The following is a 25370-nucleotide window of genomic DNA, read 5'->3' as shown; positions in this document are numbered from 1 at the left end:
TTTAAGAACGCTCCGGCAGCCGCACGCCTGTGACAAAATCCGGCTCATGCAGAATGTAACAGCGGATAGCCTGACCCCGAACTTCGCGGCAGGAGGTCGCGGCTTTCTGCCCTTCCCCGCCATGCCTCTGCTCTTCAATCACGACCGTTTTCGCCCTCGCTGTGGCTGGAAGGCGGAAAAGATGCCACCGCGGATCCGTTCCGATAACGGGAAGAATATTCTGCGTAAATGCCAGACGGGAGGCCAGACCATAATCTTCGGCAGCCAGAGCCGTCGCGCCCTGCGCCTTTGCCTGTAAGGCAACCTTGCGGGCAAATTCATCCCATCCTCCGGTCAGACGCAACACCGGGTCGCGATGCGGGACGAGATGAAGCGGCGAAAATATTGCCTGAATGCAAACGATCATGGTGATGACCAGCCCACTGATCACAGGCCAGCGGATGCGCCATCCGGCTTCAAGTGCGGCGATAGCAAGCACCGGATAGATGACGGCAGGCCAATTTGGCTGCACGCGGTCTCCGAAAGCATGGGCGACAAACACGGCCGTCGGCACCAGAGCCAGCCATGCCAGAAGCTGGTTACGTCTGACACACACCCAAAGCCCGACCACAAACAGAACAAAGACGAGCGGCGTGGCAAGTCCGATCTGTCCGCCGATCAGTTCGCCCATGAATTGAAGCGCCCGCGCAGGATGCCAGTCGCCCGTTCGGCCTCCCTGCCTGATAAAGCTGGCCCAGTGATGTCCCGCATTCCACACAATAACAGGCGACATCGCCACAAACAGCCCCGGAAGAGCCAGCCAGGGACCGGGCTGCTGGCGCAGGCGTTTCGTCGTGAGAACCGCTCCGCCCAGCCCAAGACCGATCAGGACGGCGGTATATTTTGAATCAAACGCCAGTCCCAGCAGAAGGCCTGATCCGATCCACCACGGAAGAGCCGCGCGCGCGGTCAGTTCGGGATCGATCGCGCGACTGAGCGTGTAGAGAAACAGCGTAATGAAGAACAGCAGCGGCGTATCGGGCGTCATCGTCGCAGCACCCAGACCGAGCATCAGGGTAGCATTCAGCAACAGCGCGGCCCTGAGCCCCGATTGCGGCCATGGAGACCCCGATAACAGCCGCCGCGCCGCATGATACAGCGCCCAGCTTCCCGGCAGAACAGACAGGGGACCCAGCAGACGGACACCCAGCGTCGTATCCCCGACGATCCACGTTCCAACACGGATCCACAGGGCCACCATGAACGGATGGTCCAGATAGCCGGGCTGAAGATTGCGCGACCAGACCCAGTAATACGCTTCATCCGGCGTTAGTGGCACACTGGCGGCAAGATACAGACGGATAATCGTCAGGCCCGCAAGAAGCCCCCAGAAGAGCCGGATATTTCGCGTATTGTCACCCACGGTCTCAGCGCCAGACCAGCGTGGAAGACACCGCATAGTTCCAGACCACACCAACGACGGCCCCCGCCGCAGACGAGCGGTCCCAGTGACCATGACCCGCACTGTCCAGCATCATCCGGGCAATGCCGATATTGGCGATGGCCCCCAACGAACAGACCGCGATGAAAACGGCCAACCCTCGCCAGAGCTTGTGACCCTTGAGGCGACGATCATGGTAGGTGAAGCGGTTGTTCAGCAGAAAATTCGTCAGAATAGCGACAGCGGTTCCGGCGAGTTGTGCCCAGGAAAAACTCAGGCCGCATGCGCCTGCCAGATCCAGAACGCTGACATTCACGACCACACCAATAAGCCCGACCAGCGCGAAGGCCATGAAACGGGTCGGCAGCCAGCCATGGGTCAGCTTATCGAGCACCATGGTCGCAAACTGAAGCAGTACCACGACATCAAGCTTGCTCTCGCCTGCAAGGCGCGGGCGGAAGACGAATGGCACCTCGACAATCCGGACAGTTTTGGGAGCGGACATCACCAGATCAAGCAAAATCTTGAAGCCTGTCCCGGACAGGCGCGGCAACAGGGATTCAAAAAGATCCCGACGAATGGCGAAAAAGCCGCTCATCGGATCGCTCAATGGATGCGGCATGACGGCCTGTGCAGCCCGGATGCCCGCATCCGAAAGCAGATGCCTCCAACGACCGGCCAGTCCACCACTATCGCCACCCTCGACATGGCGGCTGGCCACGACCAGTTCGGCACCATTCTGTAATTCAACAAGCATGGTCCGCAAAACGGATTCATCGTGTTGCAGATCGCCGTCCATCACCGCAACCAGAGGAGCGCTGGACGACAGAATACCTTCGATTACGGCAGAAGACAGCCCTCGACGGCCCACGCGGCGCACCAGCCGGACCCGTGGGTCCAGCCGCGCAAGGCGGGAAACCTCATCGGCCGTTCCATCCGGTGAATTGTCATCAACGAAAATGACTTCCCACGCCGTGCCCTCAAGCACCGCGTCAAGGGCTGCAACCATCGGCGCCACATTGGACACTTCGTTGTAGCAGGGAACAATGACGCTCAGTTCGGCCGGAAGAGACAGCAACCGGGAAGCGCTCATGGGGTCAGCCGGTCAGATCGGCACGCCGGCAAGATCGCGGCTCGTATGGATGGTCTGGAGCGTCTGGACGCGAACGACATGCGGACTGTCGGTCAGCAGGCGTGTCAGGGCATTCTGATGGGCGGCATCACGGGCGACCAGACGGACGAGAAAATCTCCCCCGCCCCGGATCATGTGACATTCGCGCGTTTCGGGCCATGCACCGACCTGAGCTTCGAAAGCCTCAAGAACACTCCCCTTTTGGCTGTCGAGGCCAATCAGGGCGTAGAAATTCAGGGACCACCCCAGCAGGGCAGCATCCACTTCGGCGTGATATCCCTTGACGATTCCCAGCTCCTCAAGCCGTCGGACCCGCCTCAGGCAGGGAGGCGCGGAAATGCCGGTACGACGGGCAAGTTCCACGTTGGTCATGCGTCCATCGGCCTGGAGTTCGGCAATGATCTGCCGGTCGATGGCGTCCAGTTCAATCGGTGCGGAGTGCGAAGAAGCGTTCATTTCAATCTGACGTATATGTCAGCCGACATGATCCGCAAAGATGGCACATGCGTCCGAAGTCCCTATATGAAGAGGCCTGATATCATTTGAGGACCAATCATGCCCGAAATCCATCATACGGATCTGCTGGTTGTGGGCGCTGGCCCTGCTGGCTACACGGCAGCAATCTACGCGGCTCGCGCAAGTCTTAAGCCGATTCTCGTGACCGGAATGCAGCCCGGCGGCCAGTTGACCATCACGACGGATGTTGAAAACTATCCCGGCTTTGCGACTCCTGTTCAGGGCCCCTGGCTGATGGAGCAGATGCGGGCGCAGGCCGAGCATGTCGGAACGCGCCTGATCTATGACCTGATCGTTCAGGCCGACCTGAAGAAAGGCCCTGGGCCGGATGGATATTTCCGACTAGTCGGAGATTCGGGAGACGAGTTCCGTGCCCGCACGGTCGTGATCGCTACGGGCGCACAGGCCCGGTGGCTCGGCCTCGAATCGGAAAAGCGTCTCCAGCGCGGCGGCGTCTCTGCCTGCGCGACCTGTGACGGCTTTTTCTATCGCGGCAAGACGGTGGCCGTGATCGGTGGCGGCAATACGGCAGTCGAGGAAGCGTTGTATCTGACGCACCACGCGGACAAGGTTCATCTGATCCATCGTCGGGACAGCCTGAGAGCCGAGCGTATCCTTCAGGAGCGTCTGTTCTCTAACCCGAAGATCGAAGTTCATTGGAACAAGGCTGTCGAAGAGGTTCTGGGCTCAGGCGAGCCGGAAGTGGTTTGCGGGATCGCACTGAAAGATACCCAGACAGGCGCGCCGTCCAAACTGAATGTCGACGGGGTTTTCGTCGCCATCGGCCATACGCCGAATACCGGACCTTTCCTGCATGAAGTCGCCTGTGACAATGACGGATATATCCTGACGGAAAGCGGCGGGACCGAAACATCCGTCAAGGGCGTGTTTGCGGCAGGCGACATTCAGGATCGTATTTTCCGACAGGCCGTCACAGCAGCCGGAACAGGCTGCATGGCCGCTCTCGAAGCCGAACGATATCTTTCTGGCATACCTGCCATGACAAAAACTTGACCCTCGCGCGTGCTTCAGACAATTTCGTCCTTTCAACGACATATCTTGACGGATAACGCCGGGACGTATGGGTAAAAAGGACGAGGACCGTCGCCTTGGCGAACGGGGAGAAAACCAGATGGACTGGGACAAGCTGCGGATTTTTCATGCCGTGGCGGAAGCTGGTTCCTTTACCCATGCCGGTGACCGGCTGGGGCTGAGCCAGTCGGCAGTTTCCCGGCAGATTTCCGCGCTTGAAGACGTCCTGCGCGTGCCGCTGTTCCATCGGCATGCGCGCGGGCTGATCCTGACGGAACAGGGCGATGTCCTGAACCGTACGGTCCGGGAGGTCTTCTCCAAACTGGCTCTGACCCAGGCTTTCCTGAGCGAAAGCAAGGAGCGGGCCGCAGGAAAGATCAAGATTACCACGACAACGGGCTTCGGCCTCTCATGGCTCTCCCCACGTCTGAACCGTTTTCTGGAACTGCATCCCGATATCGAAGTCACACTTCTGCTTGAAGATGCAGATCTGGATCTGGGCATGCGTGAGGCAGACGTCGCCATCCGACTACACCCGCCCACACAGCCCGATCTGGTGCAGCGTCATCTCGCCAATTTCCCCATGCCGATTTATGCAAGCGCCGCCTATCTTGAGCGCCATGGCACACCACACTCTATCGAAGATCTGGCCAATCATCAGATCATCAGCTTTGCAGGCTGGCACCTGCCACTGCCAAATGTGAACTGGTTGCTGGATCTTCTGCGTCAGGAAGGTGTTGCACGCCAAGGCAGCCGTCGTCTGGCCATCAACAATATCTCGGCGGTCGCGAATGCGATTGCAGCCGGAACGGGCATCGGCTCCCTGCCCCTTTATGCTGCAGCAGGCTATCCTGATCTTGTCAGGATATTGCCGAACCAGCAGGTGCCCTTAGTGGAAGCCTATTTCGTCTACCCTGAAGAATTGCGGACATCAAAGCGGATCGCGGTCTTCCGGGACTTTCTTCTTTCCGAAATCAGCAACCTCAAAGGGCAGGAACAGGGATAAGAAACTGGGAGGCTTTTACGCCTCCTACCCTCTGCGACCATGCGTCGAGGGACAGGCATGAGGCCGATTGCTGGATCGGAAGACCGCTTCCCCAATCGGCGCAAATCCACTGCCCCGTCCGAGGCGATGCGCATTATTGGGCATCTGCTCAAGCACGATAACACCTGATGCCATTCGGTAACAGGCTGCTGCCTGCGGTGAGTGAGCCTTTTTGCCATGCCGAGCCAGAGAGCTCCCGACCGATTTCGGGAAATCATGAGCCCATGCTGTCGAGGGGATCGCAAGCAAAGCCCCAGAAGACAAGCCCATCACCCAGACAGAAATCACCAGAAAATGCGGAACAGGCTTCATGCGCTCATGATATCGCAAAAACGATCTGCTGAACCAGCGTTGACCAGACACAGCTATCATCTTGCAGCGCCGCTGATGCGCCTTGGACACAATAGTGTCAGTCCCCGGATTTTGATGATGACAGGCGCTGGTTAACGCGCTCCCGGAGTTCCTTGCCCACTTTGAAGAACGGAACGCTCTTTTCCTCAACAGGCACGATATCGCCCGTCCGGGGATTGCGCCCTGTCCGGGCCGCGCGTTCACGGGGGAGAAATGCCCCAAAACCGCGCAGTTCCACACGATCTCCACGCGAAAGTGCAGAACCGATCTCATCAAAGACCGCGTGAACAATGCGCTCTATATCGCGGGTAAGAAGATGCGGATATGCTTCCGCCAGTTCGGCGATAAGTTCGGATCGAGTCATGACAGTTGTTCCACCTGACTCCGCCTTCTGAAACAGGCCATCAGAGTTGCAAAATCGCAACGGCTCCGTCAAGGCCTTCACGGTCGAGAGCGCTGGAGAAACTTCCTCCCAGCAACCCTGTCAGAAGCGCCTTCTTGCCGGGCCATTCATACCAGCGTCTGGAGCGTTCTGGCATCAACGGCACAACCGGATAGGACAACGTCCCGATATTCAACCGTTTTCTGAGCCACAGACGCGCCGCATCTTCGTCCCCGAGTTCATCGACAAGCCCGAGTGCAATGGCCTGCCGCCCCGTATAGGCACGCCCATCGGCCATGCTCCGGACTTTTTCTTCCGTCAGATGGCGGCCATCCGCAACCATCGACACGAATTGAGCAAACAGATCGTTGACGATGCCCTGAAGCATCTGACGTCCTTCAGGAGTCAGAGCACTGGTCGGGTCGGTCTGGTCTTTCATGGCACCGGATGTAATGGCATCCACGCCGATTCCCAGACGCCCAAGCCCGACCGAAACATCAGGACGCTGAAAAATAACCCCGATTGATCCGGTCAGCGTTGAAGGCAAGGCAACAATATGCTGCGCCGGTACAGAGAGCATATAGGCCGCAGATGCTCCCATATCTCCCATTGAAACAGAAACCGGCTTGACCGCGGCGAAGCGCTTGACTGCATCATGAAGCCTTTCGCCGCCTGTAACGCCTCCACCCGGACTGTCCACAACCAGAAGGAGCCCGGTTACATCCGGTGCCGTCTGGGCCTGTTTCAGAGCACGGACGATCTGTGAAACGTCGTTCTGCACGACGCCGTTGATGGCAAGACGGACGATATGCGGTCTGTGGCTGAAATTCGGCCCAACAGACCCACGATGGCCCATCATGGAAATGACAACCGCGCCGCAGAACGCAACGAGCGCTCCCACCCGCCAGAAGAGTAATTGCCGATGCTTTAACTGACGTGTCAGAAAAAGATTCAATTCAGCACTCATAACGGGAATTCTGCTCCTGCTTTCCGGACGCGGTCAAAGAAAATCAGTCTTCTTTCTTGGTGCGACGGGCGCGGGTAGACTCTTTTTTGCCCTCTCCGCTTGCCGCACTGATCTTCCGACCCAGACCGATCTCACGCGCCAGAGCAGAACGACGCTGGGCGTAGTTCGGAGCCACCAGAGGATAATCCGCCGGCAGACCCCAGCGCTCACGGTACTGTTCCGGCGTCATGTCATAGGCGCTCTGAAGATGGCGTTTGAGCATCTTCAGCTTTTTGCCGTCTTCAAGACAGATGATGTAATCAGGAAAAACGGAGCGCTTGACGGGGACAGCAGGCTGCGGACGCTCGGGCTGCGGCGCCTCTTCGGGAACGCCAGCCTTTGACAGCGCGTCATAAACCTGACGGATCAGGGCTGGCAGGGCTTCAGCTTCGAGAGTTCCGCGAGACGCCTGGGCAGCAACGATTCTGGCCGTAAGCTCTAAGAGTCCTGTATTGGAAGTGCTTTCAGACATAATATCTCATCCTATCCATTCGAATGAATTTTCAGTTCCTTAACGCCTGTAAAGGGTCAGGTAAATGCGGCATGGAAATATTTGACGTATTCCTTTTCCCACCCATGATTATCACCATATCAAAATAACCCGCAAACAAAAATAACTCTATGCGCTTACAAATGTATCCTGTGTTGCGCCTGACAACTGGAATGACGACATGATCCGTGAAACCGTCACGCTTTCAACAACAAGTGATTTTTCCGGCTGGCGTGCATGGGCGCGCAAACTGCTTCATGACAAAGTTTCGACCGAATCAATACAATGGATCGTGGAAGCCCCACCGTCCCTTTACGGCACCTCTGCCACGCGGACTCTTCCTACAGCCCCGTCGACCGCCAGTCTTCCTCGCGCTCTTGCCGCGATTTTTCCCGCTGTTTTCGTTTCCGATGCCCCTGACAGGCTACACCTGTTATACCTCACGCTTCAGACTTTACGCGACGGTATGCCGGTGCCAGATGAATTGGCCGAGCGCCTCCGCAGCATCGCTATGGAAACTCGGAAAAAAGCACTCGACCTGCGCTGCCAGATGCCCGACGCCAGCAATCCGGAATGGCAGATCCTGCATACCTCTCATACTGCGGCCCTGATCGACAGTCAGGCAGACGCACTGTCAAACCTACGACCCACACCGTGGATCGTGATGGCGCCTGATCGAACACTGCTCTGGGATGGTCGGGAATATCGTTTTGGACCAGGTTTCACAGATAATGCACTGCCGCCATCAGAGGTGATCGAAACTGCACGCGAGCTCGCTACCGCTGGCCGCGGAAACGCCTACTGGGACGGAATTGCGCCGGTACGACTCCATCCTACCCCCGGAAAGATTGAATCTTCTGCTTCACTCGCCAGCCTGCGCGCTCAGGCGATCGACTGCCAGATGTGCGAATTGTGCAAGCCCGCGACGCGAACCGTTTCCGGAGAAGGTAACCCCAAAGCCCGAATCATCTTCATTGGCGAGCAGCCCGGAGATCAGGAAGATCTTCACGGACGCCCCTTTGTTGGACCAGCAGGACAACTGTTTGACCTTGCTCTGCGAGAGGCCGGCGGCAGTCGTGCAGAGATGTGGATCACCAATGCCGTCAAGCATTTCAAATTCATTCCAAAAGGACATCGCCGTATCCATCAAAAACCCGATACACCTGAAATCAACGCCTGCACACCGTGGCTTGCAACAGAGCGCAGGGTTCTGTCTCCCGAAGTGACGGTCATGCTGGGCGTTACAGCGGCCAGTGCTGTTCTGGGACGCTCGGTTACAGTGTCGCGCGAGCGCTCGAGGCCTATTCCTCTCGAAGACGGCAGTATCGGTCTGGTAACCGTACATCCGTCTTATCTACTGCGCCTGCCCGATGAGGAGTCGAAGGCACGCGAATATACAAAATTCGTAAACGATCTCAGAATGGCGATTTCCACTCTCGCCGGATAATGCCGTTAGGGCTAAGAAACCCGGGCAATGAGTGGCAGCACCATCTCCTCGGGACAACCGACTCCGGATAATACGACCACACGGCCTGCACCGCTGCGGCCGCGGGCACGTCCTTTTCTCTCGTGGCTGTACGCTCCCAGCGCTTCATCCGTCACGTTTGCCCTGCGCAACACCATTGCGGCCTGTCTGGCGATCGGGATTGCCTTCTGGATGGAACTGGACGACCCGGCATGGGCCGCCATGACCGTCTGGGCCGTCGCGCAGACCAGCCGGGGTGAAAGCCAGTCCAAGGCCAAATGGCGTATCGTCGGCACCATCAGTGGCGGCGTTGCCGCCATCACCATCATGGCGCTTGCCCCGCAGGCGCCATGGCTGTTTTTTCCCATGATCGCATTATGGATCGGCCTGTGCAGCGGTTTTGCAACATTCGTTAGCAACTTCCGCTCCTATGCCCTTGTTCTTGCAGGATATACCTGCTCCATCATCTGCATGGGCGCGGCGTCCAATCCCGACAACATCTTCATGGTCGCGATGTCGCGCGGCACCTACATCGTGCTCGGTGTATTGTGTGAAGCCTTCATGGGGCTGATTTTTGCCACCAGTCAGGAACGACATGCCCGTGCGCAACTCAGACAGAAACTTGAATCGGCGCTGGTTCTCGTTACGACAACATTGTGCAGCCTTCTGGGCGAAGAACGCGGCGCGCTGAACGCGGCCCGGCGTCAGTTCGGTACGATCCTCACCATCAATGACCAGATCGAATTTGCCGAAGTCGAAATGGGACCGCACGGCCATGAAGGCGATCATGCACGCGCGGCCCTCGCGGCTGTCTCAGCCCTTCTGTCACGCGGGTTCGGAATGGCCATGCGCCTTCAGGTACTCAACCATAACCACCCCGCCTTTACCAAAACCGCAGACGAAATCCTGGCTTTTCTGAAGCAGTTTCCACAGCGCCTGCCCGACCAGAATTCCGTCCCTGCCCTCCTTGCGGATTTACAGCATTTTCGGGATGTCTGCCGCCTGTACGCTGCACCGCATCGCGAAACCGACATTCGTCCTGATCTTGAGCCGATCCCCGGGCATGAACCCTTTGATGCGATCGACGCCAGCCCGGAGACGCTGGACGACAGACTGGACGAGCGCGTGCTTTTCGTCTCGCTGGGTGAGCTTCTGGGCGATCTGGAACAGGCTATCAAGGAATACGAAGCCAGCACGCACCGCATCAAAGGCGATCACTTCCACTTCCAGCTTGAAACCCATCGCGACACGCGTGAAGCCGTGCATAACGGTCTGCGTGGAGCCTGCGCGGTCCTGATCACCGCCTATATTTACGAAGTGACGGCCTGGCCGAACGGCCTTGGCTTCATCGCCATTACAACACTGGTATGCGGGCTTTTTGCCACCAAAGAAAATCCCGTTCTTGGCACCACGGAATTCCTCAAAGGCGCCGTGGCAGCCTATATCGTCGCTTGGTTTCTGGTCTTCGTTCTGATGCCGAAAGTCACGACATTCGAGACCCTGACCCTTTTTCTGGGGCCCGCCATGTTTCTGGGCGGACTGGCCAAGGGTAACCCGGCCACTGCGGGCGGCTCAGCAGCCTACGGGCTTCTGCTTCCGGCCATGCTTGGTCTGGAAAACCATCATGTCATGAACGAACTTACCTTTTATAATGGCAACATGGCGACTGTTCTTGCGGTCGCCGTCAGCGTAATCGTTTTCCGAAGCGTCCTCCCCTTCAGCAGCGATGCCGAGCGCCTCCGCCTCCGCCGCGTCATGCTGGGCGAGCTGCAACACTTGGCCCATCCGGGCTTCACACCGCGGATCAGCGTGTGGATCGGACGCAATACGGACCGCTTTGCCCGCCTGATCCGTCATGCAGGACCAACCCCTGCCCCGCTGATCGAAGCCTGCATCCTCGGAACGCTGGCCACATTGACTCTTGGGCTAAATGTCATCCGTCTACGCGCCTTGCTGGATCGCGAGTATCTGCCCGAAAGCGCAAGACGGCCAATCCTGCTTGTTCTGCATTATGTTGAAGAATCAACCCACAGACACGACAAAGCCGCCCGCATCGCAGAAGCCGCCGTACGACGGCTCCGCGTTCTCGATGCCCAGGAAACGGACCTGGTAACGCGCCTTGAGCTCACACGCGCCATCACCTATCTGGTCGTGATCGCCCATACCATGCGGACGAACGAAGATTTCCTTGATGCCAGCAAACCCTTCCGGGGCGAAAGAAACAGCCGACTGCTCAACTCCGGACAGAGCTGAGCAGTTTTCCAAAGAGAGACAGGGCTGCAAATGCCCCCGCCTCGACGCTATTTTTGCATCTGGATCTTGAAAATATTTACTCCGAGATCCTGCGCGATAGACTGAATAGCCAGCTGTCCGCGGACACTGTTTCCCGCAGCATCAAGTGGTGACGAGTAAACCGCAATTGCCATTTTCCCGGGCACAACCGCAACAATGCCACCGCCAACACCGCTTTTCGCAGGCAGCCCAACATTATAAAGCCACTCACCAGACGTATTATAAAGGCCAGCGGTCGCCATAACGGCTAAAACGCGCGCGCTTGTTTCAGCATCGGTAACCGCCTGATGGGTGAGCGGATTGGTGCCACCATTTGCCAGCGTCGCCCCCATCACAGCAAGATCTTTTGCTGTAACATCATAGGAACATTCACGAGTATACAGATCGATGGTTTCAGTTGGATCTGCGTATAGCGATTTATAACTTTTCAGCAGCACCGCAATCGCCAGATTATGCTGATTATCCGCCATTTCAGAATCATAGACGTCTTTATTCAGCATCAATGAATGCCCCGCAAAAGCCGAAGCTTCCTTGAGAAGCATGTTCCATTTTTCTTCGAGTGATTTGCCGTCAACGAGACTTGCCGTGGCAATAGCGCCTGCATTCACCAAAGGATTACCGGGCGGAGGACTGCCCGTCAGTTTGTCATGATTAAGCTCGATCGCCAGAGCAGAATTAAAAGGAAGGCCGGTAGCATTAACGCCTATTTTGTTTTGGACGGTTTTTGCTCCCTGCACTTTCAGGACATGAGCCAAAGTAAAAACCTTGGCGATCGACTCAACGGGGAAAAGATGCTCCGCATCTCCCGCTTCAAAAATTTTTCCGTCTGTCGTGACGACTGCAATACCGTAAAGTTTTGTGTTGGCCTTCGCTAAATAAGAAATATACGAGGCATTAGATCCGTCTGTTATTGTTTTATAGTGATTATAGGCCCGATCGACTACCTGCTGAATATTTGATGCAGGAGCCTGTTGAGAAAAATCGCGCGCGAGCGCAGCCTGCGTTATACAAAAAACGACATATGAAGCGATTGCTGCTGTATTCAGATATCCCGGAAAAGATTTTTTTCTCGTCATCATAATAGCTTTTCTATGTCTTCCGATGGAGACAGCGTAGCAAAACCACCCTGCGTTTTATGAATGATCGTGGCGCAATTTAGTTCCGGGTTTTTAAATTTCTAAATATCCTGATTGCATACATCAGGATGATATTTTGCTATTTATACAGGTATATTTGAGTAATTTATTACCGTATTTTAGTATTTATTTTCCATCTATCGGCTCAATATCCATACTCAGACGCATATGCTGGAACCACACAGAGGGTTTCAAGCCAGAGGCCATACGATCTGCTGGCACTCCTCTATATAACACTATTAAATAGTTAAATCTTGAAATAACTATTTTATTGACGGAACAAAAGAATCATCTCAATAATTTCTGGCTATCTAATAATAACGAGAAATATTAGTTATATGTTTGTCGCACTGCTCTGTCCCTGTTCCCCGATGATGCGGGGCCTCCCCCTGCCTTCACTCCCGTTATTCGGCCCCGGCGCTACAGGCAGACATCATGACATATATCTCCGCTCCGCTTCCTGATCTTTCCCTTCTCTGGGGGAAGGACGCCCGTGAAGCCACTGTGCTTCACGACCGCTTCGCTCCCGTTTTCGAGCAGATCCGCAGACAGGCGCTACGGGCCGAACTCAGTCGCGAGCTGCCTTTCGAACAAATCCGTCTCCTTAAGGAGAGCGGCTTTACAGCCCTTCGCGTTCCCGTTGCGCATGGCGGTTCCGGAGCAAGTCTTGAAGACCTGTTCGCTCTGATCACTACGCTGGCCGCAGCCGATTCAAACGTCGCACAGGCGCTCAGGGCGCATTTTGGTTTTGTCGAACATCTTCTGTTTGAAGCTGCCGGACCGTACCGCACAAAATGGCTAGACCGGCTTGGCGCAGGGCAAACCGCAGGCGCCGCTGCTGCTGAAGGACCGGCTTCCAAGCGCGATCTGTTCAGCACCACCCTGTCTCAAACAGATGGAAAGTGGGTTATCAACGGTTCCAAATTTTTCACGACCGGCTCGCTCTACGCCGACTGGCTCACTGTTACCGGCACCACCGAAGATGGCCAGACCGTCAAGACGCTGGCCGCCCGTCACGATCCGGGCCTTGAAATCGTGGATGACTGGGATGGAATTGGACAACGCCTAACGGCCAGTGGCACCGCACATTTCCACAATGTTCACACTGAAGAAGCCGACCTGCGCTACGGCAACACGGCTTTTCCGCATTCGCAGGCTTTCTTTCAGCTTTATCATCTGGCGACTGTCGCTGGTATTGCCCGCGCTGCGGCAACGGACGTCGCAGATGCCGTGCGTCGTCGCAAACGCTCTTTCAGCCACGGCAATGCAGATCTTCCCGCCGCAGACCCACAGATCCTCGAAATCGTCGGTCATGTGTTCAGTGCCGCCTATCTCGCCAGCGCTGCCGTTGAGCGCGCCGCCCGCGCCATACAGGCCGTCGCGGACAGTCCGGCTCCAGAACTCGACCTCACAGTCGCCCGCGCCGAACTCGAAGTCTGGCAGGTTCAGGACCGTATCCTACCACTGGTTCTGGAAGCTACGACCGCCTTGTTCGATGCGTTGAGCGGTGGTGCAACCTTGCGCGTGGCTGGTCTGGATCGACACTGGCGCAATGTTCGCACGCTGGGCAATCACAACCCGCGCGTCTATCGCACGCGTGTTGTCGGAGATTACGCCGTCAATGGCACCCTGCCGCCGATCCAATGGCGCGTGGGGGTAGCGTAATGGGGCAGCACATCATCCTCAACGGTTTCACGATGGCGACGGTTTCGCATCTGAATTACGGACTGTGGCGCCACCCCGCTGACCAGACATATCGCTATAAGGACATCACATACTGGACCGAACTGGCCCGCACGCTGGATGATGCCGGGTTTGATGCCCTGTTTATCGCGGACGCTCTCGGCCAGATTGACGTTTATGGCAACAGCCCCGACTCTGCCCTGAAACACGGCATCCAGTCCCCATTGATCGATCCGCTTTTACTCGTGTCCGCAATGGCAGCGGCGACCACATCGCTTGGTTTTGGTATCACGCTGTCCACGACCTATGAGCATCCCTATCTGCTCGCCCGCAAACTGACGACCCTCGATCATCTGACCAAAGGACGTCTGGGCTGGAATATTGTGACGTCCCAGCAGGAAAGCGCGGCCCGAAATCTAGGACTGGACCACCAGATCCCACATGACGAACGCTATGATCGCGCAGACGAATTCATGGATATCGTCTACAAGCTCTGGCTGAAATCCTGGGAAGAAGACGCCGTCATCCGCGGCCAGACGGCATCCGGTGAATGGATCTATACAGACCCGGAAAAGGTTCATCCCATCCGTCATGACGCCCGGTATTATCGCGTTCCGGATGGCCATACCGCCGAACCAAGCCCGCAGCGCGTTCCCGTCCTTCTTCAGGCTGGTGCCTCCGCTCGCGGGGGCGCTTTCGCGGCCCGGCATGCGGAAGTCATTTTCGTCGTCGGCGCCGGGGCAGAGGGAACGCGAAAGAACGTCCGACGCATCCGTGAGGAAGCCGCGCGCGAGGGCCGCGATCCCGAAAGCCTGCGCTTCATCTGCGCGGCCGCTGTCGTGGTGGGCGAAACGGAAGACGAGGCCATCCGCAAATTTACCGAATACAAGGCGTTCTACGACGCGACCGGATCGCTCATCCATTATTCCTCCATGACGGGCGTGGATTTCTCGAAGAACCAGACGGACGAGGTTTTGACCTATCGTCCGACAGAGGCCAGCCAGTCCGTCCTTGAACAGTTCGACCCCGCCATCAGCGGCCGGTCCTGGACCATCGCCGAAGCGACGAGTCCGGCAGAAGGCTTCGGTCGGGCCAAAACTTTCGTCGGCAGTCCTGCAACCGTCGCGGACCAGATCGAACGCTGGCTCGAAGAGTCGGAAACCGACGGGCTGAACCTGATCCAGCTCATCAATCCGGACAGTTACAACGACTTCATTCGCCTCGTCCTGCCGGAACTGAAGCGTCGGGGTCGCCTCAGGCCCAAACCCGGCAAAACCCTGCGCGAAAGCCTCTTCCCTCAGAACGCTTCCGCGCATCCCGCCGCCGACCATCCAGCCTGGCGCTGTTGATCCTCCCAAGATCTGAAAATCCCGTTTCCTGTTTCTTGTGAGTGTTTTTTCATGCCTGCTTTTCCGTTTTCCAATCGTCACACCATCCGCACGTCCGGAAGCTCCGTCTCTCTAATCGCCCTGTTGACTCTCTCGGTCAGCACCACGGCACTCGCTGCCACAGACGCACCCGTCGCCAAACCCGGCGAGAAGCCCCGCCACGCCACACCTGCGTCGGCGCACAAAGCGTCCGCCAAAACACACGCCCTGATCTCCAACACTGCCGAGAACATCGGTATTGAGGGGCATCGGCAGGCCAACTGGGTGTCCAACCCCGTCTCCGCCGCCACAATTCGCGAGTATGTCGCCGGCACAAACCCGCTTAAGGCCCTGACGCGCCTGCCCGGCGTGCTGTTCAATTCCGGTGACCCGCAGGGCGTGAACACCTGGCAGAACTCGTTCCTGATGCATGGTTTCGACCAAAGCCAGATCGGCATGACGCTGGATGGCATCCCTCTGGGCGACCAGCAGTTCAGTAACGTCAACGGCCTCAGCCCGACATCTGCCATTTCGTCCGAAAATATCGAGCGAATGGACGTCTCGGCCTCCACGGGTTCGGAAAGCGTCGCCAGCACATCCAATCTGGGTGGCACGGTGCAGTTCATCTCCCGCGACCCGTCTCATAAGCGCGGCGCAAGCGTGAACCAGACCTTTGGCAGCAATGCGATGTACCGGACATTTCTGCGCCTCGAAAGCGGCGATCTGAACCCGCAGGGGACGCGTTTTTATGTCTCCTATGCCCGTAACGACACCAACAAATGGCGTGGCGGACAGGATCAGTTCATGCAGCAGGTCAATGCAAAGGTTCTGCACCCCATCGGGCAGGACAGCCGCATCACGGCCTTCTTCGATTACGCGGATCTTCAGATGCAGAACTACCAGGACTACAGCCTGGATATGTTCAACCACGGTGGCTACGCGATCGACAATTTCATCGGACAACCCGGAGGATATGAGAAAGCCTATCGTCTGGCACTGGCCCAGCGCGGTCTGCCCGGCGGACAGGTTCCGGCTGCCTATGCCAACCTCAAGAGCCCCTACACCGCGTCCTATTACGAGGGCGCGCAGATGCAGCATTCCTATATCGGCGGCGTCTCGGCGGATCTCGCTTTAACCGACCGTCTGCGCTGGCAAAGCACCGCTTATGGACATCGTTCCTATCAGCGTGGATCGGTTGCAAGCCCGCTGATCGCGTCGCCCAATGGCGCCCCGCTGATCGATCAGGTCACGCAGCCCGATACGGACCGTTTCGGCTTCACGACATCCCTGTCCTACCGCATCGCGCATAACGTGCTGAATGCAGGACTGTGGTACGAAAACACCCATTTCGACATCAGCAAGCCGCTCTATCAGGAACCCCTGCTGGAAGACGTGCTCAACGGCACCGCAACGCCGGTCAATGGTCTCGATAATCTCAAGAACCCGTTCCAGAATGGCTATCGACAGGTCTTCAACACCAACACCTTTGTCGCCTATTTTCAGGACACCTATCACGTTACGAACACCATCGCCCTGCATGCCGGTTTCCGTTCCGTCCTGAATACCAGCCGCGTCGGTGCCCTCGCCAACTGGCAGACCTACACCCGCACCACTGCGATTGCAGGCGGAGATTCTCTCACCTCCAGTAAACCTTTCCTCCCGCATTTCAGCGGGGAATGGCGCTTTGCTCCCGGCCATCAGCTTTATTTCGATATTGCGGAGAACGTGAAGGTCTATCCGGTCTCGGGCTATAACAGCGGCTCATCACCGTTCTCGACCTCGCAGGCGTCCTATCTGGCGTCCAAAAGCAGCCTGCAACCTGAAACCGACTGGAACTTCGCTGGCGGCTACCGTTACACCGGCCGTCTCATCAGCGGCTCGCTCTACGGCTACCACACGATCTTTTCCAACCGCCTGCAACGCATCTCTACCGGCCCAACCACACAGCCTTACACCACGATCCAGAATGTCGGCGGCGTGACGATGAGCGGCGTGGACGGTGCCGTCACACTCACCCCCGTCAAAGGGCTGAGCCTGACCAACAGCATCAGCTACAATCACGCTGTTTATGATGACAACATCACCCAGACCATCAATGGATCGCGGGTGACCTACAACATCAAGGGTCAGCAGGTCGTGGCTTATCCGCGCCTGATGTACCATGCCGATCTGTCCTACACCTGGCATGACCTTCAGGCTCATATCGAGGCCCAGTATGTCGGCAAACGTAACCTCAGCTATACGGGAGATACCAAAGTCCCGTCCTACTGGCTGATCAATTTCGGCGCCCGCTACGACCTGAGCAAACAGCTCCACCGCCTGTCCCATACAGGTTTCGTCCAGCACCTCTCGCTGGACTTCAACGTCTATAACCTGACGAACGTGAAATACATCTCCACCATGGGCCAGAACGGCTATCCCATGGCTGGCGATTACCAGTCCGTCGTCCTTGGTGCCCCACGCCAGTATTTTGGCGCGGTTCATGCGGATTTCTGAGATGCAGACGATGGTTCCCACCGCCTCACTCCTGCCCGCCAGTCGCCTGCCACGGAGCTTCGCGCTGCAATATGCCGGGCTGCTGGTTTTCATGATCGGAGATGGTGTCGAGGTCGGCTATCTGTCGCCGTTTCTGGTCCAGACGGGCCAGACGGAGCACTTCGTCGCCCTCCTTTTTACGGCCTATGGTCTGGCTGCTGCCCTGGCGGCCTGGTTCTCGGGCCTGCTATGCGATATTTTCAGCAGCCGCACGGTCATGACGGCAGGCTTGCTGTTCTGGGTCCTCCCGCAGATCCTGTTCCTTGGCGTTGCCATTCCTGCCCATTCTCCAGCCCTGCTTCTGCTGACCTACGGACTGCGCGGAGCGGGTTATCCGCTGTTCTCCTACGGGCTGCTGACCCTGCTCGTCACTACGGTCCGGCAGGACCGTCTGGGACGGGCCGTCGGCCTGTTCTGGTTCTGCTTTACCTGCGGTCTGCCCACGGTCGGCTCCATCGTGGCGCAACTCCTGCTGCCGGTATACGGCCAGTACGTTACGCTCTGGATCGCCCTGCTCGGCGTGGGCGCTGGAGGCGTTCTCGCCATCCTGCCCCTACCTGCCACACCCCGGTCGCAGAAAGGGAGCCTGAAGGATATCGGCCCGACCCTGCGCGAAACAGTCCGCCAGGTCCGTCACAATCCGGGCGTGGGACTGGCCTGCATCGTGCGTGCAGTCAATTCCAGCGCCACACATGGCCTGATCGTCTTCATGCCCTTTTTCTTCACCAGCCGTCTGGGCCTGTCGCAGGATGTGTGGATCCGGTTTCTGGAAATCATCTTCGCCAGCAATATCGTCTTCAACCTGCTGATCGGTTTTGCCAGCGACTATATTTCCTGGCGCCAGACTGTCATCTGGTTCGGCGGCATCGGCAGCGCGCTGAGCTGCGTTGGGCTGTACTGGATTCCACTGCTCTACGCACAGAGCAGCCTGTTCGCAGTCTACGCCTCTGCTGCCGTCTTCGGCATGACACTCGCCGGATATGTACCGCTCTCGGCCCTGACGCCGTCCCTTCTGCCGGACCACAAGGGCATCGCCATGTCCCTGCTGAACCTCGGCGCGGGCAGCAGCGTCTGGATTGGCCCCTTCATCGTCTATGCCTTTGAAGGTGCTGTCGGCACGCAGGGCATTATCCTCATTTACGCCGCGCTTTTTCTGGCCAGCGCAATCCTCACTTTTTTCATCACACCCCCGCCCCACACACACCCCGACCGCCCTCTCAACAGCACCGCAGTCCCCCAGCCCGAAGGACTTCCCTCATGACGACCCTCCGCCTTGTCCCCAACGAACCCACCTTCGCCGACACCCTCAATGCCGAAAAGGTCACGTCCCGCATCGGTGCCATCATTCATGGCATCAATGCCCGAGAGCCTTTGCCTGAAGAACACAAGGCGTTTCTTCGGGAGACCCTGCTGCGCCACAAGGTGATCTTTCTGCGCGATCAGTTTCTAGATGACGCCCAGCACGAAACACTCAGCCGGGTTTTCGGAGACCCGATCCTCCATCCGACCATCCCGGCCGCAGATGGCACCCCCTATACGTTCGAGCTGAACTCCCGCAACGGCCGCTCCACGGATTCCTGGCATACGGATGTCACGTTCGTCCCCGCCTACCCCAAAGCCTCCATTCTGCGCGCCATCACGGTCCCGCCTTATGGTGGCAACACTCTCTGGGCCAACACGGCCACGGCCTATGACGACCTGCCCGCCCCACTCAAACAGCTCGCCGATACGCTCTGGGCCGTTCATGGCAACGATTACGATACCAATTTCTACAAATACGATCTTCGCCATGAGGAAATTGCCGATTTTCGCGCCCGTTTCATTTCAAGAATTTATGAAACAGAGCACCCCGTCGTTCGCATTCACCCGGAAACCGGCGAACGCACACTCGTTCTGGGTCATTTCTTCAAAGAAATCCGCGGAATTCCTACCCAGCATGCCAACCGGTTACTGGAAATCTTCCAGTCTTACATTACGCAGATCGACAACACTGTCCGCTGGAACTGGAAGCCCGGTGATGTCGCCATCTGGGACAACCGCGCCACGCAGCATTATGCCACAGCCGACTTCGACACCCATCCCCGCCTCCTCCGTCGGATCACTGTACGCGGAGACACGCCCATCAGCATTGCGGGCGAAAAAAGCCGCCTGCTCAAAGGTCCGGATGACGGCCAAGACCTCGATCACTGAAACATGAGCAAAGACATTTCCAAACCAGACAACTTTAATGTGTGGTTGCCTTAATTTTTAAGATGGCGTCCACAGTCGGACGCATTTCGATAAACCAGATACCGCTCTGAAAAATATGGGATTTTTTGATTTATCTGGCGGAGAGGGTGTCCGCCGATGTAGGGCGTCATGAAAGGGCGGATCAGCGCAATAACCCTTGTTTTTCATGGTTTTACGGAAATTCATGCCATCCTGAAGAAGCAGATAGACGCATTGAAACCCATCCCGTAAGGTGGGACGGAAGATGGGACTGAAAAGCCATGAGCAAGCTTCCGCCGAACCAGATGAATGCCCGCAAGGTCGCCTCCCTCAAGGACGGGGTTCACGGCGATGGCGGAAATCTATGGATCACCGTCCGGGGCGACACCCGGGCCTGGACCTTTCGCTATAAAAGCCCAAAGACCGGTAAAAGACGGGAGATGGGACTCGGTCCCGCCCGGGATATTTCTCTGGCCGAGGCCCGACTCCGGGCGACCGAGAACCGGCGCCTGCTTCTGGAGGGGATCGACCCCCTGGAAGAGAAAGCCCGGCAGAAGGGAGAAACCGTTCAGGAGCGCACCTTCGCACAGGTTGCCGAGTAGTACATCACCGAACAGGCGCCGGGCTGGAAAGATCTGCGCTCGGCGCCCATGTGGCGCAGCTCTCTGGAGCGTCATGTTTATCCCATCCTCGGCTCGCGACCGATTGGCAGCGTGCAGACCGAAGACGTGCTCGCCGTCCTGCGACCGATCTGGGAGAGCACGACCGAAACCGCAACACGGCTGCGTGGACGGATGGAGCGCATTCTGGACTATGCGCAGAGTCATCACTGGCGCGAGGGGGAGAACCCGGCCCGCTGGCGGGGGCATCTGGCCAACATCCTCCCCAAACCCACGGCAGTCACGAAGGTGGTGCATCATGCCGCCTTGCCCTATCGCGACCTCCCGCCGGTCTACAGCCGGCTCGGCGCCGAGCATGGGGTAGGAGCTCTGGCCGCACGGTTCGTCTGCCTGACCGCAACCCGTTCTGGCGAGGTCCGCAAGGCCCTGTGGTCGGAGATCGATCTGAAGAAAAAGATCTGGACCATCCCGGCCGAGCGGATGAAGGCCGGGCGGGAGCATCGTGTGCCCCTGACGAACGGAGCGATGGCCCTGCTATATAAAGTCCAGACTCTGAGATCCAGTTCCGGTGAGGACAGTTTCGTGTTTCCCGGTGGCCGGGTCGGATCACCGCTAAGCGATGTCGCCGTCTCGAAGGCCCTCCATCAGGCCGCAGGCACGAAGGATGTGACGATTCATGGTTTGCGTTCCAGCTTCCGTGATTGGGCTGCCGAGGAAACCGACTTCCCGAGGGAGGTCGCCGAAATGGCTTTGGCCCATGCCATCGGTGACAAGGTCGAGGCGGCCTATCGCCGGGGGGATCTCTTCAACAGGCGTTCCGAGATGATGCATGCCTGGGAACGCTTCTGTGCCGGGCAATCCAGTGAGGCGGTCGCAAAGCCTTCGCGCCCCAATCCTGACAGCGCCCCGCTCTTCACCTGGAAAGACTCTGAAACCGGGGATTCAGACGCCTGACCGGGTCTCAAACTTCCGAAAAACTTTCCGGGTCGGAAATGGTTCCAGCGCCTTCAGAACCCCATCTCCGCGTCTATGGCAAAATGCGTGAATTCTGCTGATCGCCCTGAAGGCCCCTCAAACGCCCGATGACGCGTCACGCATGCGTCATTCATGCGTCATGCTGGCCCGAACACTCTCCGTGACGCGTCATCCATGCGTCATCTTGTCATCGCGCGGACCCAGGATACGTCATTCAAGCGTCACACGCCGAGAGCGGATCAGAGCGATACCCGATCAGGAACCTCAAACCATGGCAATGCGCCATGAAATCGTACTGCCAGATCGCTTAAAATGGCACGATACTGGGTTTTTGGCGCAAAGCTCCAAAAACCCTTTCAAAACAGTCCCTTAAAACCGTTTCATTTTCGTGCCCTTAGGGGGGCGTCCGCATCACGCAGTGACGCGTCATCCGGACCTGCACGCGCCCTCGTTCCGGGGTCGCGCCGCTCTGAGGGCGGCGGTGCAGAACTCGGCCTCTGTCCCTCTCTTAGGACGGGAAATGATCAGAGAGGTTCTATCGTTTTTTTGGCTTCGCGAGGGAGGACCGGGCTGGTCCTCACCCCAGAGGGCTCACGCGGGGCGTGAGCTGGAATGGTCGCCGGGCGACCAGAGCGAGGGGTTTCTCTCTCGTTCTCTCTCTGGGGCTTCCTTCTTTCTGGAGCCTTTCGCAATGACCAGATTAGTCACCGAACTCGACACCCTTTTCGACGCCCACGCCGTCCTGGCAGGCGTCGTTCTTCCCACCCTGCGCGATGTGATCGCACAGCCCGGAGCCTTCACCAGCGACACGCGGCTTGAGGGCACGCTGATCGTTCTGGCGCAGACGGTCCGCTCACTGAACAAGGCGCTGACGGAGAACGCAGGAGACCGGACATGACGTCCTTCCTGTGCACGGACCTGGCTGTCCGCCTGATGGGTCTCGTCTCCTCCCGCGATCGCCCGGACGCTCCGCTCCGGCCGACCGGGACTGCCGTCTGTCTGTACGATCTTGTTCTGTCCCGGACTGAGCCCTTTGCTGTGGCTGAGCAGTTGGGTCTGTGGTTTCCCTGTCAGGAGGCCGATCAGGACCCGGCACACAGACAGGCTCTGCGGGACCAGATCCTGCAGCAGCCCATGCCGTCACCAGTCGGTGCAGCGGAGGACACTGAAGATGGCGCTTTTCTCTCTCCTGGCCTGCTTTCAAATATCGTTCTGCTTATCGGGGAACGAGAGATGACCTGGCTTGGTCCCTGCTCAACGAAAACGCCGCAGGTCATGACCCTTGCCGATCTGATTCACCAGCTTGCGCCAGAGTTGGCAGGGATTGGAGATGATACGGAAAGACTTCTGGCCCGGTTTGCAGCGGAAGACCGGTCAGGCGTCCATCCGGCTTCCGATCTCGTCCGCATTCATGCAGCTGCAAGAATGATCGAAGCGCTCTGGACCGGCCAAGGCCCCGAGGCCGACCTCCCGTATCCCCTGTAACATCTGGCACCGACAGGCCGGACAGCTTCGGCCTGTCCCCTCATTTCATCTTCCCAAAAATCTGGAGGCTTCATGCTTCTCACAAAAACCCCGGTCGCTACGGCGACCGTGTCCCGTCACGCGCGCTCTTTCTTCGAGCCCACGGATGACGATCTCGATCTGTATTGCGACATCAGCTTCAGGCTGAAGGCACAACCACCCTCGAGCCTGTTCCGCTACCTCCAGCCAGAGGGACGACATCTGATGCAACTGGGTGATGAAGGACCCGGCGTCTGGGCCGGTCTCCTGCGCAGGGTCGAGCAGCGCTGGCCGTGTCTGCCCAGCCATGGCCGCGTTGCCTCTGACGGAACCCGGCTGAATTCAACCCCGGAGCGGATTGCCTATGAGGCGATCAAACCCATTGTTCCGCGGGATGTTGCGCTGGATCTGGAAATTGCCCTCGACCCGTTGCAGCAGCCGCGGTTCTATTCCGATTTCGCCATCCGTTACGGCTCCCGTGTGATGCATATCGAGATCGTGGGCGCCTGCGGTGCAGACCGGGTGACACGCAATGACTGGGAAGCGCATCTGCTGGCCCAGTTTAACCGAAGACTGGAGGTCTACCGGCAGAAGTGCCTTACGCCCGAGATCTGGTATCTCAACGATCTGCTTGAGCCCGCGCAGTTACAGAAGCGTTTCCTCGCCCTGGTAGCACAGCTGCGCGCGGGAGGCGGGTCATGACTCCTGGTCCGATCCGGCTGCCGCGCTGGCCCGCGGGACGGATCTATCTTGTGGACATCACGCCAGCCGCGTGGGAGGTGCCGTATCACGGCGCCTCCATCACCCTGTGTTTTCGCGAAGGCTTCTTCGAGGATGGCACAGGAATGACGTGGCTCACGGAGGTCACCTGCCGACAGGGACATCTCGAAGAAAGTCTTGATGAGAACGGCCGTCCTCATCTGACAATCAGTGACAGGCTCTTTCGTAGTCTGATGCCTGTCGGACGCCCGATGCCTCTGGTTCTGGCAGGCTATCACATGAGCTTTCTGAGGCGCATACTGGGCGGACCTCACGACCGGCCCCCTTTTAATCTGTGTCTTTACAGAGGCCTTCGGCAACTCTGCCCGTGGGTGGCTGACTTCGGGCTGCAGCTATCCGCCATCGAGCTGGTCCCGGAAAACATTCCGTTGATGACCCGCTCCGGGGCGCTGGCCCGGTTCGCCTCTGCCGAAACCCTGCTGGATGTCCTGCTGGCCAGACTTCCAGTGAATCGACTGGTTGCGATGTCCAGCGTGGCGGTTCCGCCACCACCAGAGGACGAACCGCTGAGCGGAATGTCCGGCTGGTGCAACATGACGCCTGACCGCGTTTTCGTAGCAGACCAGGAAAAGGAGACCTGACAGCCTTTTCCTTGAACGCCTCCCTCTGCTTGAAACGGCAGAGGGGGCTTTCTTTTATTTAGCCTCAGAACAGCCCGCTGCCGGTCTTGACGGCGGAGGCGTTCATGGTGTGGTGCCAGACGACGTCGCCGTTGAAGATCACGGTCAGGGTCTTTTCCGTGCCATGGGTGCCCTGATGCAGGTCGCCATACAGCGGTATGAAGTTTGCGGCGTCAGACGAAGCATTGGTGAACGCATAGCGCCACTGCTCATGACCGCTGTCGGTAAAGGTGCTTTCGCGCGGATCTCCGAACAGGGCCCGGATCTGCTCTTTGGTCGTCACGCCATCATGGATCTTCTGATCGATGGACGCTCCGGTCTCGTTTTTGAGGGCTTCGTTGCCTTCCGAGGCACAGCCTGTCAGGGCGATTAGTCCGCTGAGAGACAACGTGACGGCAAGGGTTCTGAGAAGACGTGCAGACATGCGGGATCCTTTGCTGTTTTTGCAAAACAGTCGATGACGGGACAATTGGAAAAAAGCGGGCGACCTGCCGAAAAACGAACGGACTGTCTCAGTCCAGCCCGCGAAGCCTGCGGCGGTCTTCAGCGGCTTTCAGTTTGCGGAGAAACGGTTCACGCGGAGCCGTCCAACAACTCATGCCTAAGATGAACGCAATGAGCGGATGCCAGGGCAGAGCCAGCGCGATGCCGCACAAAAGACAGGCACCCGCTCCGAACCAAGAGACGTATCTCAGCAGAACCCGCGTCTCGTCTTCCTCGGCACCGTATTCTTCGAGATAGGCGGCCAGACGGGCCGCGCGTTTTGCTTCGGTCGCCTCGCTGTACAGGCCGTCGGTTGAAGACGTCATGAG

The 25370-nt window shown here is 57.9% G+C and carries 22 protein-coding genes and 1 pseudogene; 14 read left to right on the top strand and 9 right to left on the bottom strand.

What is annotated here, in order from left to right; translation table 11 throughout:
• Position 1: 1 nt before the first annotated feature.
• From JK176_RS02710 to JK176_RS02700, 3 genes are read right to left on the bottom strand one after another with little or no spacing between them, the layout of a single operon-like run.
• Positions 2–1402 carry a glycosyltransferase family 39 protein gene (locus JK176_RS02710; protein ID WP_349291892.1) on the bottom strand — a complete coding sequence of 467 codons (1401 nt, stop codon included), beginning with the start codon at positions 1400–1402 and terminating at the stop codon, positions 2–4.
• 4 nt (positions 1403–1406) lie between these two features.
• On the bottom strand, positions 1407–2513 hold the full coding sequence (locus JK176_RS02705) for a glycosyltransferase family 2 protein (RefSeq protein ID WP_211586295.1): 1107 nt from the start codon (positions 2511–2513) through the stop codon (positions 1407–1409).
• Between the two features lie 12 nt (positions 2514–2525).
• On the bottom strand, positions 2526–3008 hold the full coding sequence (locus tag JK176_RS02700; RefSeq protein ID WP_099286487.1) for an Lrp/AsnC family transcriptional regulator: 483 nt from the start codon (positions 3006–3008) through the stop codon (positions 2526–2528).
• Positions 3009–3107: 99 nt separating this feature from the next.
• On the opposite strand from JK176_RS02700, the gene trxB reads away from it, so the two are divergent.
• Together trxB and JK176_RS02690 are read left to right on the top strand one after the other, a co-directional pair.
• Complete coding sequence (gene trxB, locus JK176_RS02695) at positions 3108–4082, top strand: thioredoxin-disulfide reductase (protein WP_211586294.1); 975 nt, start codon at positions 3108–3110, stop codon at positions 4080–4082.
• A gap of 118 nt (positions 4083–4200) precedes the next feature.
• Positions 4201–5106: a LysR family transcriptional regulator gene (locus JK176_RS02690; RefSeq protein ID WP_099286563.1), complete on the top strand. Its 906-nt coding sequence runs from the start codon at positions 4201–4203 to the stop codon at positions 5104–5106.
• Positions 5107–5554: 448 nt separating this feature from the next.
• Here the strand turns inward: JK176_RS02690 and JK176_RS02685 are convergent, their stop codons facing one another.
• The 3 genes from JK176_RS02685 to JK176_RS02675 are packed head-to-tail and all read right to left on the bottom strand — an operon-like array spanning position 5555 to position 7356.
• Entirely contained in the window at positions 5555–5860 is a 306-nt protein-coding gene (locus JK176_RS02685) for an integration host factor subunit beta (RefSeq protein WP_211586293.1), read from the bottom strand.
• A gap of 40 nt (positions 5861–5900) precedes the next feature.
• On the bottom strand, positions 5901–6845 hold the full coding sequence (sppA, locus tag JK176_RS02680) for a signal peptide peptidase SppA (protein WP_211586292.1): 945 nt from the start codon (positions 6843–6845) through the stop codon (positions 5901–5903).
• A gap of 43 nt (positions 6846–6888) precedes the next feature.
• Complete coding sequence (locus tag JK176_RS02675; RefSeq protein WP_194262122.1) at positions 6889–7356, bottom strand: MucR family transcriptional regulator; 468 nt, start codon at positions 7354–7356, stop codon at positions 6889–6891.
• Between the two features lie 199 nt (positions 7357–7555).
• On the opposite strand from JK176_RS02675, the gene JK176_RS02670 reads away from it, so the two are divergent.
• The gene (locus JK176_RS02670; protein ID WP_211586291.1) at positions 7556–8821 is read left to right on the top strand and encodes a UdgX family uracil-DNA binding protein; all 1266 of its coding nucleotides are present in this window, start codon (positions 7556–7558) and stop codon (positions 8819–8821) included.
• Positions 8822–8848: 27 nt separating this feature from the next.
• Complete coding sequence (locus tag JK176_RS02665) at positions 8849–11092, top strand: FUSC family protein (protein ID WP_211586289.1); 2244 nt, start codon at positions 8849–8851, stop codon at positions 11090–11092.
• Positions 11093–11139: 47 nt separating this feature from the next.
• Here JK176_RS02665 and glsA read toward each other — a convergent pair whose 3' ends face one another.
• Positions 11140–12210 carry a glutaminase A gene (gene glsA / locus JK176_RS02660; RefSeq protein WP_211586287.1) on the bottom strand — a complete coding sequence of 357 codons (1071 nt, stop codon included), beginning with the start codon at positions 12208–12210 and terminating at the stop codon, positions 11140–11142.
• Positions 12211–12702: 492 nt separating this feature from the next.
• Between glsA and JK176_RS02655 the strand changes: the two genes are divergently transcribed.
• From JK176_RS02655 to JK176_RS02610, 10 genes and pseudogenes are all read left to right on the top strand, one after another.
• Positions 12703–13932, top strand: coding sequence for an acyl-CoA dehydrogenase family protein (locus JK176_RS02655; protein WP_211586286.1), 1230 nt, complete (start codon positions 12703–12705; stop codon positions 13930–13932).
• Positions 13932–15299, top strand: coding sequence for an LLM class flavin-dependent oxidoreductase (locus tag JK176_RS02650; RefSeq protein ID WP_211586284.1), 1368 nt, complete (start codon positions 13932–13934; stop codon positions 15297–15299). Before JK176_RS02655 ends, JK176_RS02650 begins: the two co-directional genes overlap by 1 nt.
• Positions 15300–15350: 51 nt before the next feature.
• Positions 15351–17813, top strand: coding sequence for a TonB-dependent receptor (locus JK176_RS02645; RefSeq protein WP_211586283.1), 2463 nt, complete (start codon positions 15351–15353; stop codon positions 17811–17813).
• Position 17814: 1 nt separating this feature from the next.
• Positions 17815–19113, top strand: coding sequence for an MFS transporter (locus tag JK176_RS02640; protein WP_211586282.1), 1299 nt, complete (start codon positions 17815–17817; stop codon positions 19111–19113).
• On the top strand, positions 19110–20042 hold the full coding sequence (locus JK176_RS02635) for a TauD/TfdA family dioxygenase (protein ID WP_211586281.1): 933 nt from the start codon (positions 19110–19112) through the stop codon (positions 20040–20042). The genes JK176_RS02640 and JK176_RS02635 overlap by 4 nt, the downstream gene beginning before the upstream one ends.
• Positions 20043–20341: 299 nt before the next feature.
• A pseudogene (locus JK176_RS02630) lies at positions 20342–21634 on the top strand (tyrosine-type recombinase/integrase).
• Between the two features lie 712 nt (positions 21635–22346).
• Positions 22347–22553, top strand: a complete 207-nt coding sequence (locus JK176_RS02625; RefSeq protein WP_211586280.1) for a hypothetical protein — start codon at positions 22347–22349, stop codon at positions 22551–22553.
• Complete coding sequence (locus JK176_RS02620) at positions 22550–23140, top strand: hypothetical protein (RefSeq protein WP_211586279.1); 591 nt, start codon at positions 22550–22552, stop codon at positions 23138–23140. The genes JK176_RS02625 and JK176_RS02620 overlap by 4 nt, the downstream gene beginning before the upstream one ends.
• Positions 23141–23212: 72 nt before the next feature.
• Positions 23213–23860, top strand: a complete 648-nt coding sequence (locus tag JK176_RS02615) for a hypothetical protein (RefSeq protein WP_211586278.1) — start codon at positions 23213–23215, stop codon at positions 23858–23860.
• Positions 23857–24519 (top strand): hypothetical protein, encoded by a 663-nt coding sequence (locus JK176_RS02610; protein WP_211586276.1) that lies wholly within the window; start codon positions 23857–23859, stop codon positions 24517–24519. Before JK176_RS02615 ends, JK176_RS02610 begins: the two co-directional genes overlap by 4 nt.
• A 64-nt stretch (positions 24520–24583) precedes the next feature.
• Here the strand turns inward: JK176_RS02610 and JK176_RS02605 are convergent, their stop codons facing one another.
• Both JK176_RS02605 and JK176_RS02600 read right to left on the bottom strand, forming a co-directional pair.
• Positions 24584–24982 (bottom strand): outer membrane protein assembly factor BamE, encoded by a 399-nt coding sequence (locus JK176_RS02605; protein ID WP_211586275.1) that lies wholly within the window; start codon positions 24980–24982, stop codon positions 24584–24586.
• 88 nt (positions 24983–25070) lie between these two features.
• Positions 25071–25367, bottom strand: coding sequence for a hypothetical protein (locus tag JK176_RS02600; protein WP_211586274.1), 297 nt, complete (start codon positions 25365–25367; stop codon positions 25071–25073).
• Positions 25368–25370: the final 3 nt, after the last annotated feature.

The organism is Gluconobacter sp. Dm-73 (genome assembly GCF_018256215.1).
Lineage (GTDB): Bacteria > Pseudomonadota > Alphaproteobacteria > Acetobacterales > Acetobacteraceae > Gluconobacter > Gluconobacter cadivus.
Note: the sequence above shows the minus strand (reverse complement) of the source record. Positions and strands in the feature narration are given on the sequence as shown.